Here is a 15,965-nt window from a genome sequence, read left to right on the forward strand (position 1 = left end):
ACCGGCTGTAGCGTTTCACCCATGGCGTGCTCCGAGGGCTGCTGTCGGACTTGGTGTAGCAACTTGATTCTACAGAGCTTTCGCGGGCACGCCAGCCATTACCCCCGATTTCGATGAATAAGGCGGGATGAATGCACCATGCCGCATCTCGCGGCGGCAGGCCACCGGCCGGACGATCGAACGACCCGTGGGCTCGGATGGCCGCGCACACGATGTCGCAAAATCCACAACGCGTCGCGTTTTCGCTCACACCTCGTCGGCGTGAGGGTTATAGTGCGACGTATAACCAAATCGAGACAAACCATGCCCGATAACCCGCCCCGTGTCCCACTGACCTTTCGCGCTCCCACGTCCGAGGACGGGGCCGATGTCTGGGATCTCATTCGAAAAAGCGGCCCGCTCGACGAGAACTCGATGTATTGTAACATCGTGCAGTGCGATCATTTCGCCGATACCTGCGTCATCGCGGAGCTTGACGGCGTGATCGTCGGCTGGATCTCGGCCTTCATTCCGCCGGACGCGCCCGACACGCTGTTCGTCTGGCAGGTCGCGGTAGGCGAGGCCGCGCGCGGCCGCGGCGTGGCCAAGAAGATGCTGACCGAACTCTTCGAGCGTCCCGCCTGTGCCGATGTCACGCAGCTCAAGACAACGATCACCGTCGACAACGATGCGAGCTGGGCGCTGTTCAACAGCTTCGCCGACAAGATGGAGGCCGATCTGGACCACGAGCCGCATTACGAGGAAGACGCGCATTTCGGCGGCAAGCACGCCACCGAATACATGGTCACGATCAGCGACATCGACCGCACCGCCGCCGAATGACCGGCCCTGTTTCAGAAAGCTCTGCCATGCATACCGACATCTTCGAACGCCGCGAATCCCAGGTCCGCAGCTACTGCCGCAGCTTCCCGGTCGTCTTCGAACGCGCCGAAGGCAGCCACATGTTCGACACGGACGGCCGGAAATTCATCGACTTTCTCGCCGGCTGTTCGACGCTCAACTACGGCCACAACGATCCCGACATGATGCAGGCGCTGATCGCGCACATCCAGGGGGGCGGGATCGCGCACGGGCTGGACATGTACACGGTCGAAAAGGCGCGCTTCCTGCAAGCCTTCGAGGAGATCATCCTGCGGCCACGCGGCATGGACCACAAAGTGATGATGACCGGACCCACCGGCACCAATGCCGTCGAGGCGGCGATGAAGCTGGCCCGCAAGGTGACGGGGCGGCGCAACATCGTGTCCTTCACCAACGGCTTTCACGGCATGACGATGGGCGCGCTGTCGCTGACCGGCAACGCGGGCAAGCGCGCGGGCGCGGGCAGCGGGCCACTCTGCGGCGCCACCCACATGCCCTTCGACCGGTCGCTGGGCGCGGATATCGATACGCTCCAGCACCTGGAAATCATGTTCGACAACCCGTCCTCGGGCCTGGATGCGCCAGCGGCCTTCATCTTTGAGCCGGTGCAGGGCGAAGGCGGGCTGAACGCCGCCTCCGACGAATGGATGCAGGGCGTCGCGCGCCTGGCGAAAAAGCTGGGCGCGCTGCTGATCGTGGACGACATCCAGTCGGGCTGCGGTCGGACGGGGACATATTTCGCGTTCGAGCATGCGGGCATCGTTCCGGACATGATCACGCAGGCGAAATCGCTGTCGGGCTTCGGATTGCCCTTCGCGGCGCTTCTGGTGAAGCCCGAGCACGACATCTGGAAACCGGCCGAGCATAACGGCACCTTCCGCGGCAACACCCATGCCTTCGTCACCGCGCGGGTCACGCTGGAAAAGTTCTGGAAGGACGACAGTTTCGCCGCCGATGTCCGCCGCAAGGGCGCGCATCTACACGACCGGCTGTCGCGGATCGCCGAAAAGGTGCCGGGGGCGGAACTGCGCGGGCGCGGCATGATGCAGGGCATCAACGTCGGCTCCGGCGATCTGGCGGGGGCGATCTGCGCCGCCGCGTTCGAGCGTGGGCTCATCATCGAGACCTCGGGCGCCAACGACGAAGTGGTAAAGTTCCTCGGCCCGCTCACCACGCCGGACGCGGTGCTCGACGAAGGGCTCGACATGCTCGAGGCTAGCGTGACCGAGGCCCTGTCCCAGACCCGCGACGCGGCCGAGTGAGCCGATGATCGTAAGGGATTTCAACGCGCTCAACGACACCGACCGCGCGGTGTCCGACGCGCAATGGACCAGCGTACGGATGCTGCTGGCCGATGACGGGATGGGCTTTTCCTTCCACATCACCACGCTGAAGGCGGGTAGCGAACACACCTTCCACTACAAGCACCATTTCGAAAGCGTCTACTGCATGTCTGGAACCGGCCGGATCACCGACCTCGCCACAGGCGAGACGCACGAGATCCGCCCCGGCGTGATGTATGCGCTGAACCTGCACGACAGGCACACGCTGATCGCGGACGAGGACCTCGTGATGGCATGCTGCTTCAACCCGCCGGTGACGGGGACCGAAGTTCACCGCGAAGACGGCTCCTACGCACCCGCCGATTGAGAAGACCGCAAACCATGACGACCGGACATACCGTCGAGAAGATCGGCGGCACCTCCATCAGCCGCGCGGACGAGTTGATGGCCACGCTGTTCAGCGCAAACAGGGAGGGCGGCCCCTATGGGCGGGTATTCGTCGTTTCCGCCTTCGGTGGGATCACGGACCTGCTGCTCGAGAACAAGAAATCGGGCGAACCGGGCGTTTACGGGCATTTCGCCTCGGCCGAGGCGGACATGAGGTGGAGCGAGGCGCTGGATCGCACCGCTGCCCGCATGGTCGAGGAGCATACCCGCCTGCTCGACCATGAAGGCGACCAGAAGGAAGCCGGGGATTTTCTGCGCGAGCGGGTCGAGGGCGCGCGCTCTTGCCTGATCGACCTGCAGCGCCTGACCTCCTACGGGCATTTCCGGCTGGGCAACCAGTTGCTGACCATCCGCGAATTGCTGTCTGGGCTGGGCGAGGCGCATTCCGCCAAGGTGGTCACGCTGATGCTGAACCGTCGCGGCGTGGTTGCGCGCATGGTGGACCTGTCAGGCTGGCGCGATGATCGCCACCCCGACCTTCGGACCCGGCTGACCGACGCGTTGTCAGGGATCGACTTCGCCCGCGAACTGCCGATCGTGACCGGCTACGCGCAATGCAGCGAAGGGCTGATGCGGGAATTCGACCGCGGCTATTCCGAGGTCACCTTTGCCCATATCGCCGCTCTGACCGGCGCACGCGAGGCAGTGATCCACAAGGAATTCCATCTCTCAAGCGCCGATCCCAAGATCGTCGGCACCGGCAAGGCCACCAAGATCGGGCGAACCGATTACGACGTGGCCGACCAGTTATCGAACCTCGGGATGGAGGCGGTGCACCCGAGCGCCGCCAAGATCCTGCGCCAGGCGGGGATTCCGCTGCGCGTGGCCAACGCCTTCGACGTGGGCGATCCGGGAACGGTGATCCTGTCGGACGTCGAGGCGCCGCCGCGCGTCGAGATGGTCACCGGTCTGGTCGTCGCGGCGCTGTCGGTGCACGAACCCGACATGGTGGGCGTGAAGGGCTACGACGCCGCGATCCTCGACGCGCTGACGCAGAACGACGTCTGGATCGTGTCGAAGGCGTCGAATGCGAACACGATCACGCATTACGTCGATGCACAACTCAAGGCGCTGCGCGCTGTGGAACGCGCGATCGAGGCCCGCCATGCCAACGCCGAGATCGACATCCGCAAGATCGCGCTGGTTAGCGCGGTGGGGCGCGGGCTGCTCGATATCGAGGTGCCGGCGCGCGGCCTTCAGGCGCTGGCCGGGGCGGGCATCGAAAGCCTCGGCGTGCACGCCATCGCGCGCGGCGTGGACGTGCAGTTCCTCGTCCCCGAGGACCGGCTGAACGACGCGATCAGCGCGCTCCACGCGGCGCTCGTCGAGGCGGCCTGAGGCGGCCCCGGCGCGCCGCCTACACCGACTGGCGCGGAATGGTCGCGCTATAGGTCTCGTTGCGCACGGACGTGTCGCCCTCGAACGCCTGCATCCGCGCGCGCAGGTGGAAATGCGTGGCGTCGCAGGTCATGTGCGTGTGCGTCACGGTCCGCACCGCCCAGTCGTCCCGCTGCATCTTGTGCTCCCACGTCACCTCGCCCTCGGCCGAGGTCGGGTCGTCCGGCAGGATCGAATACCGTTCGATGCACTCGGCGGAATGGGTCAGCGCGTGGTCGGTGATATTTGCCGCGCCTTCGTGCACGCGGATATCGGCCGTGACACGCCCCGTGACGGTGTCTTCGGTCACGCGCCATTCGGCCGTTGGCGGTGTCTCGAATACCTGCCCCAGCGGCGCCGCGGCGCGCGGCGGGCCGAACGGGGCTGCATCGCTGTGATCACCGTCGCGCAGCGGCAGGGAGAGCGTGCACCGCTCGCTCTGCACGCGCAGGGTGACGGGTTCGGGCGCGGGCCAGGCGATGGGGAAATAGCTGGTCGACAGCGCCAGCCGGATCCGGTGACCGGCGCGGAAGGTCTGCGCGACGTGCTTCATCGGCACGTCGACGGTATAGGTCTGCCCCGGCACCAGCTTTTCGGGATGTTCGTGCCCGTTGCGATGGGTGAGGTTGAGCAGCCCGTAGCTGACCCGCGTCGCAGCCCCGTCAGGGGCCACGTCCATCAGCCGCACGGCGACCTGCGCGACCGGGCAGTCGGCGGTGAAGGTCAGCGTCAGATGCGCATCGCCCATCATGTGCAGGGCCGCATCGAGCGGCGCCGTCTGGAAGCACAGGCTGCCTGCGTCGTCGCGCCGCTGATCGCCGGGCTGGTCGCCGGGCAGCGCGTAGGAACACCACTTGCCCCCCGCGAACCCGACCCAGAGCGGCGAGGCGATGTCGAGCCAGCCGCCGGGCAGCGCATCGGACCGCGACAGCCGTCCATCGGCGCCGAGGGCGAAATCGGTACGCGTGATGTTGGGCGAGGGCCAGGCCGGTTCGGTGATCCAGTGGCCGTCACGCTGGGTGTAATGGGTCTGCGGCACGGCGTGGTCCTGCAGGAACACGCGCAGCGGCGGCTCGTCCGCGATACCGGTATCGACGCCCTTGAGCCATTGATCCCACCAGCGGGTCTCCTCGCTCAGCCAATCGATCGCCGGGCCGGGTTCGCCGACATGCGGATAGCGGTGCGACCAAGGGCCGACGAGCCCCTTTGCCGGGCTCTTGAGGTTCTCCACCAAGCGGAATACGGCGCGGCAGTAGCCGTCTGCCCAGCCGCTGACGGCGTAGACGGGCACCTGAATGTTGCTGAAATCCTCGCAGATCGAGCCGTGCTTCCAGAACGCGTCGCGCGTCTGGTGCTGCATCCAGGTCTCGAGCCAGAAGCCTGACCCGTCCAGCCGCTCTTCCCACATCTCGCGCCAGCGGTCACCGACATGCGCGGGATCCGGCGGCAGCGTGTTGATTCCGAACATCACCGACGCCCAGGACAATTGATCGCACAGCATCGTGCCGCCCATGTAGTGGATGTCGTCGGCATAGCGGTCGTCGGTCGAACAGATCGTCACCACCGCCTTCAGCGCCGGCGGCCGCAGCGCCGCGAGTTGCAGACCGTTGAAGCCGCCCCAGGAAATGCCGACGATCCCGACACCGCCGTCGCACCAGGGCTGACCGGCGATCCAGGCGATGACGTCGCAGCCGTCCTGAAGCTCGATCTCGGTGTATTCGTCGGTCATCACGCCGTCGGATTCGCCGGTGCCGCGCAGATCGACGCGCACATAGGCATAGCCCTGCGCCACCATCCAAGGCGCCCGCGCGTGGTCACGCTCCAGCGTCTTGTCGTTCTTGCGATAGGGAATGTATTCGAGGATCGCCGGCACCGGCTGTCCGGTCGCGCCCTCGGGCATCCAGATCCGCGCCGCAAGGCGGGTTCCGTCGGGCATCGGGATCTCGACATGCTCCAGCTCGCGCACAGCGACGGGAAGCGGGTGATCGACTCTCATTGACGTCATCCTGAAATGCGGGCCGGACGGGCCCGGCGGTGTCGTGCGGACTGGCGAGGCGTGGCTATTCCTCGATGTCGCTGAACTCGTAGTTGAGCCGCTTCATTACTTGTTCGTAATTCCACAGCAGCTTGGATTGCTTCTTTGCGCCCATCCAGACCGAGGCCACCGCAAAGCTGTAGGCATCCTGCTCCGGCAGGTCCGACAGCTTCATGCCCTTCTTGACGTAAGAGGAAATGCGCGTGCCGGGCACCTGTTCGGCGGCCACCTCGATCTCGGCGCGCGAGGGCGCGCGCGCGACGGTCGCGTCTCGGAAGAACACGCGGTAGAAGAATTCCGCCGCCACGTTTTCCGGGCCTTCGCCTTGGGGCATGTCGGGCGTGCGCCCGAGTCCGAGGTCGATCGTCACCTGCTGGTGGCTGACGCCGTCGACCATCTCGAACAGGTCGCAATGCGACTGCGCGATGCGAGTATTGATCTCCAGAAGCCAGATCTTGTTCTGCACCTCGTCCCAGAAATACTCGATGTTGAAGCCCGCGTTGTCATAGCCGACATGGGCCATGATCTTGCGGGTGATCTCGTTCATCTGGTCCTGCACCCGGGTCGGCAGGGTGGACGGGTAGAGGTAGTAGAAGAAGCTGAGCACCTGCGGATAGCGGATGGAATCCACGATGCCGTAGGGCACGACCTCGCCGTCGTACACGTAGCCCTCCACGGTGCATTGCCGACCGCCGATGACCTGTTCGGCCATGCAGTAATGGCCTTCGATGGCGCGGATGTCGTCGGGCAGGTCAGCCTGGTCGAGCACGTAGTTGAACGGCTCCGATATCTGGTCGATCTCTGCGCGGATGTTCTGGATCGCGAAGTCGAAATCCTCGGGGCTGTCGATGCGGAAGCCCAACCGCGAACCCGACGACTTGATCGGCTTGACGAAGAAGGGAAAGCGCAGGTCGGCCTCGCCTATGCGCGACAGCGCCTCGTCGTCGAACGGGTCGAAGGCGGTGAATTTCGGTACGTGGTCGGGGATCACCTCGGCCATCACCTTGCGCGACCAGAATTTGTGCTCGCATTTCAGCAGGCTTTCCAGCGACGCGTTGCGCGTGCCGTATTTCGCACAGAGCAGCGGCAGCATGGTGGAGACGGGAAAGTCGATATAGCCCACGATCGCGTCGATGGAGCCGTCGAAGGCGTCCAGCGTGGCCTCGGCCCGCGTCAGCATGTCGGGGATGTCGAATTGCTGCGTGTCCGACACCTCCTCGGATGTCAGAAGCGGATGGAACACGACATCGTCGCAGCCCCGTAGCCGTCTCAGGCGCTCCGCGTTCAGGGCGTTCATCCCGATAACGAAGACGTTTTTCGTCATTGTTTCAGCCCATTGCGTAAGGGCGGAGGCGCCACGCCGGCGCGTCCACGGGAAAAGGCGGGCGTCAGTGCCGGGTCAACTCGGCCTGAACGGGAAAGCTGCGGCCCTTCAGGCGGTCGGTCGCGCCCTTGATGTCGTCGACCAGCAGCAGCAGGAAATCGCCGGGCTCCGCCTCTTCGATCGCGGCGGCGACGGCTTCCTCTTCCGACATGATGACCCGGACATCGCAGGTGGCGCCGCTCGACGTGACACCATCGCGGATCAGGCCCGCAGTCTCGCCGGTCTCGCGGCCGCGCGAGTCCGTCTCGTAGACGTAGACGATGTCGCACATCCCGGCCAGTTGCGCGCCGAGCGCCGAAAGGTCTTCGGCCCGCCGGTTCCCCGGCGCGGTCGAGACACCGATCCGGCGCTTCTGCCCGAGACCGCGCACCAGCGGTTCCAGTGCGATCAGCGCGGGCACGTTGTGGCCGTAGTCGATCAGGCACTTGACGCCGTCAGCCTCGAAATAGTTGGTCCGGCCCGGCATCTGCGCCGGCGTGGGGTGGAAGGTCAGCAGACCGGCGCGGATGTCGTCGATTTCGATGCCGTGCGCCAGCGCGACGGCCGCGGCGGCCATCGCGTTCTGCACGTTGAACGGCGCGTGCCCTTCGAAGGCAATCGGCACGTCGTTCACGTCGACCACGTCCACCTGCACCTTGCCGCGCATCAGCACGATCCGCCCGGAGCGCACGGTGACGACCATGCCGCCCTTGCCCAGATGCTCATCGAGGTCGGGATTGTCTGGCGACATGGTGAAATAGATTATCTCGCCCCGCGCCCAGTAGGTGCCCTGATCCAACACCAGCGGATCGTCGGCGTTCAGGACGCAGTAGCCCCCCTCGCGTTTGACGGCATCGACGACGACGGTCTTGCAGCGCGCCAGTTCCTCAAGGGTGCGGATGTCGTGCTCGCCAAGGTGGTCCGAGGCAATGTTGAGCAGCACGCCAACGTCGCATTCGTCGAAGCCGAGGCCGCGGCGCATGATGCCGCCGCGTGCGACCTCGAGAACGGCGTGCTCAACCGTGGGTTCGCGCAGCACGGCATGTGCCGCCGCCGGCCCCGAATAGTCGCCGCGCAGGATCACGTGGTTGTCGATCTCGACCGTGCCGGTGCAGCCCATGCCCACCGAATAGCCGGCCTGCCGCAGGATATGCGTCGTCAGGCGCGTGGTCGTGGTCTTGCCATTGGTGCCGGTGATCGCCGTGATCGGGATGCGGCCGTCATCGGTGGGATCGGGAAACAGCATCTCGACGATGTGTTCGCCCACCGGACGCGGCGTGCCGTGGGTCGGCGCCATGTGCATGCGGAAACCGGGGCCGGCATTGACCTCGACCACGCCGGCGGATTGCTGGTCCAGCGGCCGGGTCAGCGTTTCGGCCAGCAGGTCGATCCCGATCACGTCAAGCCCGACATGGCGCGCGATCCGCTCCATCTGGAACTTGATCTCGGGGTGCACCTCGTCGGTCAGGTCGGTCGCCGTGCCCCCGGTGGAGATGTTGGCGGTGGACTTGAGATAGACCATCTCGCTCTCGGGCGGCACGCTGTCCAAGCTTAGCCCGGCCTGCTCGAGCATGCGCAGCGTCTGGTCGTCGACATGGATCTGCGTCAGCAGGTTCTCGTGCCCGACGCCACGGCGCGGAGCGCGGTTTTCCTGTTCGATCAACTGACGGATCGTGGATCTGCCGTCGCCGGTCACATGCGCCGGACGGCGGCGCGCGGCCGCGACCAACTTGCCGCCGATCACCAGCATCCGGTGATCCTCGCCCGTGATATAGCGTTCCACGATGACGCCGCCGGACTCGTCGCGCAGGCTTTTGAGGGCCAGTTCGTAGCCCGATTTCAGGTCCTCGAGCGACGCGATGGCAGTAGTCACGCCGCGGCCGTGGTTGCCCGCGAGCGGCTTGGTCACGACCGGCCAGCCGATCCATTCGGCCGCCTCCTGCGCCTCTTCCCGGGAATAGCAGGTGTAGCCCTCCGGCACGGCCAGCCCGGCATCGCCGAGGATCTGCTTGGTCCAGTCCTTGTCGTCGGCGATCGAGTGGCCAATGATGCCCGAGGCGTCGGTCACCGTCGCCTGGAAGCGGCGCTGCTTCACGCCGTGGCCGAGTTGAGTGTAGCTGGTGCCTTCGGTCAGATTGTACCAGGGGATGTTGCGGGCCTTGGCGGCGTCCACGATCGCACCGGTCGAGGGGCCGAGCGCGTTGGCGTCGCGCACCTCTTTCAGGCGGTCGAGTACGGGGCCGAGATCGACATGCGCGCGATCGTAGAGCTTCCGAACGATCTGGACCGCTTCCTCCCCGGCGGCGAGGCCGGTGGCCTCGTCCCGGTAGCGATAGATCACATTGTAGATGCCGGGATCGTAGCTGTCGACGGTCTTGCCGTACCCGACCGAAAAGCCGACCATGTTCTGCAGCTCTATGGCGAGATGCTCGACCATGTGCCCCGCATAGGTGCCGTTGCGCACGCGCTGCAGGAACCCGCCCGGTTCGCCGACCGAACAGCGATGGTCATGGATGGTGGGAATGATCGCCTCGAGGGCTTCGGCGATGCCGGGGACCGTGTCGCTTGGCCGCTCTTCGAGGTCTTGGATGTCGAGCCGCATGTATATCGCCTGGTAGCGGCTGTAGTAGTTTGGCCCGCGCAGTGCGCGGTGCTCAAGAATGCGCATTAGTCTTTTTCAGCTCCAGATTGCCGATGTCTTCCGGCCCAAGGATGGTCCGCCGGGTGCGGTCGTACCCGTCTCCGTCGATCAGCGCGTGCATCACGACGTTGTGGACGCTCATCACCTCGCCGTCGGAGAGGTCGAACACGTTCGATCCCGTCATGGCCGTACTGTCAACGAGGATAACATGCCCGGGACCGAACGCATACAGTCGATCGCCATCGAAGAGCACCGCCGCGTCCTCGCCAAGGCCGACGCCCAGATATTCGGGGTTCGTCGCGCCGACCTCCATCAGGCGGGAGAACCGGCCACGCTCCAGAAAATGCGTGTCGACGATCACACCCGCGATCAGGCCGAAGCCGGCCGCCATCTTCACCACGCCCTTGCGCAGCGCGTCGGTTGCATCGCCGCCGTAGACCATGGTGGTCGATTGGCAGGCCGCGCCGGCGCTGGTCCCCGCGATCACGGCGCCCTCGGTGTGACGCTTGCGGATCATCTCCAGCGCGGGCGAGCCCCCGAAGATGCTCGTCAGCCGCATCTGGTCGCCGCCGGAGATGAAGATCACGTCGCTGCGCGCGAGCATCTCGATCATCTCCGGGTCGCGCGTGTCGGCCCGTTCGCGGATGCGGACATCGAGCACCTCGCTCGCGCCGAGGCGCTTGAAAACGGCTTGATACTCGGCAAAGACCTCGTCGGGGATGCTGCTGGCCGTGGTTATCACGCTCACGATCGGTGCGGCGGCGTCGCTGAAGCCGAGAACACGCTTCAGGATGTCGGCTTGCGTCGTCTTGTCTTCGGCACCGCCGATCGCCACCAGCTTGCCCCGCGGTACAGGGCGAATCGACGTGTTCATTGGGACCTCCAAGATGGGCAAGCTCCATTAAATCTTGCGCAGGGTTTCAGATCAGTTATAGGCGAAGCTGTTTCAGGGAAAGATGTTTTTTTCCATGCGGGGGCGTCGCGGACACGTCGGCAGGACAAGCGCCTGTTTTCGCTGCGCGCCGCGAACGGATTCGGGAAAGGATAGATGTTGGCATCTGGTTTCGTTCTGGCCATTCACGGCGGTGCTGGCGTGCTGCCACGCGACGACATGAGTCCCGAGCGGGAAGCGGCGTATCACGCCGCGCTGGGGCGGGTGCTGGCCGCAGGGCAATCGGTGCTTACCGCGGACGGAGCCGCGCTTGACGCTGTCACGGCGGCGGTAATGGCGCTTGAGGACGAGCCGTTGTTCAATGCCGGGCGTGGCGCCGTCTTTACCCGCGACGGCCGGCACGAGATGGATGCCGCGATCATGGACGGACGTGGCCGCCGGGCCGGGGCCGTCGCGGGCATCGCCGGCGTGCGCAATCCGGTGCTGCTGGCCCGCGCCGTGATGGAGCGGACCGATCACGTGTTGATGGCGGGCACGGGCGCGCTGCAGATCGCGCGGGCTGCCGGGCTGGCCTTCGAAGACGACGCCTATTTCTACACGCAGGAGCGCTGGGACAGCCTGCAAGAGACGCTGCGGATGGAAGCTGACGGCACGCTGGACGACGACCCGTCCCGGCGCCATGGCACGGTCGGCGCCGTGGCGCTGGACCGCGCAGGCAATCTGGCCGCCGCAACCTCGACCGGCGGAATGACGGGCAAGCGCGCGGGCCGCATCGGGGACAGTCCGATCATTGGCGCAGGGACCTTCGCCGATGATACCACCTGTGCCGTCTCGGCCACCGGCGATGGCGAGGCCTTCATCCGCCTGTTGGTCGCGCATGAGATCGACGCGCGCATCCGGCTGGGCGCGCAGCCGATGTCCGAAGCCGCGCGAGCGGTCGTGATAGACGACCTCAGCGCCATCGGCGGCTCGGGCGGGTTGATCTCTCTCGCGCGCGACGGGGCGCTCGTGATGCCATTCAACTGCGAAGGCATGTATCGCGGCTGCGTGCGCGACGGCGGTGCCCCCGAAACGCATATCTATTGACGCGGTGCCTGTACGGGCAGTGCACCCCGAGGCGACTCGCCAGCGGCATCGCGGACGCCGGCCCGGGCCATCGGGGCGCAAGGCATGCCTCCCTCAGCCGATTTTCGCGCCCCAGAAGGCATTGTTGCAGAACTATCGCCATCAGGGATTCACTTCGCGAACCCATGCCGTTAGACGCGCGGCATGATCAAGCCAACTCCCGCCCGCTATCGTAGGCCGAACTCGTCCAGCTACATCGTGTCTGCCCACTGCCCGGGAGCTCCTGGCATGATCGTGGACAGCGTTCGATTTCTGTCCCTTCTTGCGAACGCCACCGGCGTCGAAGTGTTCAGCCAAAGCCTCGAAAAACATATTAATTACAGCTACTTAAAATATATTCACCAAATCGGCGCAGTCATGAGGTCCGGAGAACGTCGCCCCTGAGAGACCGCTTCTGGCGCGTCTGGCGCCGACGCCAGTGCTCAGCCCCACCCGCATAACCCTCGAAAACAACGAGAAAATCCGGCCGCGGCCGGATCGGGAGACCGCTTTCGCTGGGGCAAGTGGCGGAGGGAACGGGACCGGGATCGGACGTTCTCTCGATACTAAGCGATTGTTGTCATTGAAGTGAGCTGCGGTTGGACAGGTCATCCGGTGCAGGCGCGACGGGCAACGAAATGGTCAATCTGCGGCCGCGACAGCTTCCTCCGGAACAGCACGATCCCATCCGCCGCATAGCTGAGCCGGGCGATCCGGCGGCCCGATCGCGCAGGCAGCCTCCGCCATCCGCCAGGTCGATCGTGGTCGAAACGGGGCCTCCCCGTGGGATCGGGCTTGTCCGGCGTGGGCCGACTACGGAATTGCGGAAATCGTCACGAAGGCGAAAAAGATGACGAGGTGGATGCCCCCTTGCAGCACGGTCGTCCGCCCCGTGGCGAGGGTCAGGGTGGCCATGAACAGGGACAGGACCAGCAGCACCAGGTGCTCGGCCTCGAGACCCAGAACCAGCGTCTGCCCGGTCACGAGCGCCACGACCGCCACGGTGGGAATCGTCAGGCAAAGGCTGGCCAGGGCCGAGCCGAGTGCGAGATTGATGCTCGTCTGCAGCCGGTTCGACCCGGCCGCGCGCAAGGAGGCCACGCCCTCGGGCATCAGCACGACCATCGCGATCAGGACGCCGATCAGGGCCTCGGGGAAGCCTGAACGCGTGATCGCGTCACCGACGGGATGCGCCAGGAACTCGGCGAGGAGTACGACCGAGAGGAGGGAGATCGGCAGAAGGCACAGCGCGACGACGAAACTCCGAGTGCTGGGCGGGTGGTGTCGCTCTTCGCCGGCAGCGCGTTCGAGGAAGTCGTCCCTGTGCCTGACCGTCTGAACGTAGAGGTAGAGGCCGTAAAGCGCCAGCGAAACGACTGCGACGAAGACGAGTTGCACCGGGGCATAGACCGGCCCGGGGACGGTTGTCGTATAGTTCGGGAGCACGAGGCCGAGGACCGCCAGCGTGCCGAGCACGCCGAGCGCGGCTGCCGCACCGCGCGGCTGCACGCTCTGTTCGTGGAAGCGCAGACCGCCGATCACGAGGCAGAGGCCCACGATGCCGTTCAGCACGATCATGATGGCGGCAAACACCGTATCGCGGGCGATGCTGCTCTCGCTTCCGGCCGACGACAGCAGCATAGACACGATCAGGGAGACTTCGATCACGGTGACGGCGAGCGCGAGCAGGATCGACCCGAAGGGCTGCCCGATCCGCTCTGCAATCGTCTCCGCATGGTGCACGGCAGAGAAGACGGCAGCGAAGAGAAGGACGGCGGAGAGAGCGTAGACGGCCAGCGGGACCGCGCCGTGCAGGCCGACCTCCGAAATGCCGAAGACGACAAGGGCGGCCACGGGCGCAGCCCAGGACCACAAGGGAGTCGGCAGCGGACCGGGAATTGACACCTTGTTCTCCGGGGAGTGCTCGGAAGCCATCGCAAAAGACCCTCGACAAGTAGCGCCCTATGGCTTGACTTCGGACGCGCGCGCATCCGGCACGCCCGTGGCGATGACACTAATGCTTCCGGGGGCCGCCCGGGCCTGATCCTCAGCGACGTATTTTCCTCGATCGCGCCCGAGATAGACGGTCTGGCTCGGCAGGGCAAGCGCGGCGCGCGACCCATCGACGAGGCGCATGACACCGAGGATCAGTTCTTCCTGCGTGTTCAGGAACGTGCCCCAGTCGGCGGTCGCCACGGTCGCACGGATCTCGACATCGATCGAGGAGGGCCCGAGCGCCACGACGTGGACGCGCGGCATGCCGGGGCCCGTCTCCACCATCGGATGCGCCGCGACGTGGTCGCGAAACTGCGCGAGCAACGCCTCGAGATCGGCGGGCGTCGTCTTGCAGGACAGGCCGAAGACGTGGTTGAACAGGCATTTCTCGCGCGCGGCATAGTTCGTGACATGCAGCTTGGCGAGATCGGCGTTGGGCACCGTCGTCAGGCTGCCATCGGCGCCCCTGATGCGGCTGGACCGGGGGCCGATCCGCTCGACCGTCCCCGACATAGCGCCATACCGGATGAAATCCCCGATCCGGAACGGCCGGTCCGCGAAGATGGACACGCCGCCGAACAGGTTCTCGACCGTCGATTGCGCCGCGAGCGCGAAGGCGAGCCCCCCGACGCTGAGGCCCGCCACGAGGCCCAGTGAGGGGATGCCGAGATCGGAGGCACCGGTGACCAGTACCGCCGCGGCAGCGACGAACGCGCCGACACGCGCCAGCAGATAGAGCAGATGCGCGTCGTAGCTGTCTTCCCGGATGGTGGGGCTGGCGACGATCGCCTCGACGACGAGGTAAATGGCAAGCCAGGCCGCCCAGGCCAGACCGGCGGTGAGAACGATCGAATCCCAGATATGGACCCCTTCCGCGAAAGGGCCCGACAGGTTGACCTGGGGCAGAAAGGCGCTGCGCATGGCGAGAGCGGCGAGGCAGAGAAACGCCGGCACCGTCAGCTTGATCGCGAGGCGCCAATGCGTCTGCATGGCCTCGCCCCATCTGCGCACGGCGCGCCACCACGCGAGGATAACGAGGAGAAGCCCGGCCCAGACCAGGAACACCACCGCGGCCTTCCAGACCGGCGTCCCCAGCACCTGCACCTCGAACGAGTCCGGCAGGGCCTCGATGAGATCATAGGGGAACAGAGGCCCGGTGAAGCCCACCTGCTCAGCGCGCCAGTTGGAATAGGCCGTCGGCCGGACGGGCGGCAGATCGATGATCAGCTCGTGGAACAGGGGCAGCCGCGCCACTGTGTCGGGCGAAAAGAGGTAGGCGCCGGCGCGCTCGCCCTCTTCCACCCGGTGGATCGTGATCTCGGTGTCAGGGTAATGCCAGAGCGCGGCAGGCTCGTCGCCGTCCGCGACGTCGCTCCCCGGGATCGTACCCGGATCGACAAGCGGAAGGCGCACGAGCACGTCGAACAGGTATCCCACCGACGCCGAGCCAACCTCTGCCTGCGTGGCCGGCGGAACGTCGCTCAGATCGAACAGGGCGCGCGCCCGCACGAGCGCGTCGCGGATGTCGCCCTCGCCGTCGACAGACTTGGAGGCCCGGTAGGACAGGTACCCGGCCTCGATCTCGCGCATGACCGACACGAACGAGTCGTAGGTTGCCCGCGGGCTCGAGACGTCGAGCGGCTCGAGCGGGTGCCTGTCCTGCGCGAGGGTCTGACCGGCAAGGACGAGCGACAGGGCCGTCAGGAGTACGCGTGCGAGCAACTCGGTCCCTGCACTGCTGGGCATCCGGCCAAAAAACATGGGGCGCCGGCGCCGCGATCTTCTTCTGCGCCAGCCCCGCGGAAGCGCCAGGCGGCGGGCCTGACGTGCGCAGACGACACGAGCGAATGCAACGGGTTGACCGATCTGGTGTGGCTCCATATCCATCGACCTTGTCTATCATCCAAAGTCGCCTGTGCAATCGTGAGAGAAGCAAGTGTCCCGATCCAGTGCTCTTGCCTTCTCAG

12 protein-coding genes are annotated in these 15,965 nt (G+C 65.8%); 6 read left to right on the top strand and 6 right to left on the bottom strand.

All coding sequences use genetic code 11. The features are described from left to right. Positions 1-303: 303 nt before the first annotated feature. The 4 genes from ectA to DLJ49_RS18285 are packed head-to-tail and all read left to right on the top strand — an operon-like array spanning position 304 to position 3,929. On the top strand, positions 304-822 hold the full coding sequence (gene ectA / locus DLJ49_RS18270; RefSeq protein ID WP_115394971.1) for a diaminobutyrate acetyltransferase: 519 nt from the start codon (positions 304-306) through the stop codon (positions 820-822). Positions 823-848: 26 nt separating this feature from the next. Then, the gene (ectB, locus tag DLJ49_RS18275) at positions 849-2,123 is read left to right on the top strand and encodes a diaminobutyrate--2-oxoglutarate transaminase (protein ID WP_115394972.1); all 1,275 of its coding nucleotides are present in this window, start codon (positions 849-851) and stop codon (positions 2,121-2,123) included. Positions 2,124-2,127: 4 nt separating this feature from the next. After that, positions 2,128-2,511 carry an ectoine synthase gene (locus DLJ49_RS18280; RefSeq protein ID WP_115394973.1) on the top strand — a complete coding sequence of 128 codons (384 nt, stop codon included), beginning with the start codon at positions 2,128-2,130 and terminating at the stop codon, positions 2,509-2,511. Positions 2,512-2,525: 14 nt separating this feature from the next. Beyond that, positions 2,526-3,929, top strand: coding sequence for an aspartate kinase (locus tag DLJ49_RS18285; RefSeq protein WP_115394974.1), 1,404 nt, complete (start codon positions 2,526-2,528; stop codon positions 3,927-3,929). A 19-nt stretch (positions 3,930-3,948) separates the two neighbouring features. On the opposite strand, the gene DLJ49_RS18290 is transcribed toward DLJ49_RS18285, so the two are convergent. The 4 genes from DLJ49_RS18290 to DLJ49_RS18305 all read right to left on the bottom strand — a co-directional run bounded on the left by DLJ49_RS18290 (position 3,949) and on the right by DLJ49_RS18305 (position 10,881). Then, complete coding sequence (locus tag DLJ49_RS18290; protein ID WP_115394975.1) at positions 3,949-5,964, bottom strand: CocE/NonD family hydrolase; 2,016 nt, start codon at positions 5,962-5,964, stop codon at positions 3,949-3,951. Positions 5,965-6,028: 64 nt separating this feature from the next. Then, positions 6,029-7,300, bottom strand: coding sequence for an ATP-grasp domain-containing protein (locus tag DLJ49_RS18295; protein WP_233489238.1), 1,272 nt, complete (start codon positions 7,298-7,300; stop codon positions 6,029-6,031). A 91-nt stretch (positions 7,301-7,391) separates the two neighbouring features. Further along, positions 7,392-10,034, bottom strand: a complete 2,643-nt coding sequence (cphA, locus tag DLJ49_RS18300) for a cyanophycin synthetase (protein ID WP_115394977.1) — start codon at positions 10,032-10,034, stop codon at positions 7,392-7,394. Continuing rightward, the gene (locus DLJ49_RS18305; protein WP_115394978.1) at positions 10,021-10,881 is read right to left on the bottom strand and encodes a cyanophycinase; all 861 of its coding nucleotides are present in this window, start codon (positions 10,879-10,881) and stop codon (positions 10,021-10,023) included. The genes cphA and DLJ49_RS18305 overlap by 14 nt, the downstream gene beginning before the upstream one ends. 174 nt (positions 10,882-11,055) lie before the next feature. On the opposite strand from DLJ49_RS18305, the gene DLJ49_RS18310 reads away from it, so the two are divergent. Next, the gene (locus DLJ49_RS18310) at positions 11,056-11,985 is read left to right on the top strand and encodes an isoaspartyl peptidase/L-asparaginase family protein (RefSeq protein ID WP_115394979.1); all 930 of its coding nucleotides are present in this window, start codon (positions 11,056-11,058) and stop codon (positions 11,983-11,985) included. Between the two features lie 267 nt (positions 11,986-12,252). Further along, on the top strand, positions 12,253-12,408 hold the full coding sequence (locus DLJ49_RS21875) for a hypothetical protein (RefSeq protein WP_158547505.1): 156 nt from the start codon (positions 12,253-12,255) through the stop codon (positions 12,406-12,408). Positions 12,409-12,816: 408 nt separating this feature from the next. Here the strand turns inward: DLJ49_RS21875 and DLJ49_RS18315 are convergent, their stop codons facing one another. Next, positions 12,817-13,857, bottom strand: a complete 1,041-nt coding sequence (locus DLJ49_RS18315) for a calcium:cation antiporter (protein WP_199533428.1) — start codon at positions 13,855-13,857, stop codon at positions 12,817-12,819. A 108-nt stretch (positions 13,858-13,965) separates the two neighbouring features. Then, positions 13,966-15,744 (bottom strand): mechanosensitive ion channel family protein, encoded by a 1,779-nt coding sequence (locus tag DLJ49_RS18320; protein WP_158547506.1) that lies wholly within the window; start codon positions 15,742-15,744, stop codon positions 13,966-13,968. Between the last annotated feature and the right edge of the window lie 221 nt (positions 15,745-15,965).

The sequence above is a fragment of the Rhodovulum sp. 12E13 genome, assembly GCF_003340565.1.
Lineage (GTDB): Bacteria > Pseudomonadota > Alphaproteobacteria > Rhodobacterales > Rhodobacteraceae > HLUCCA09.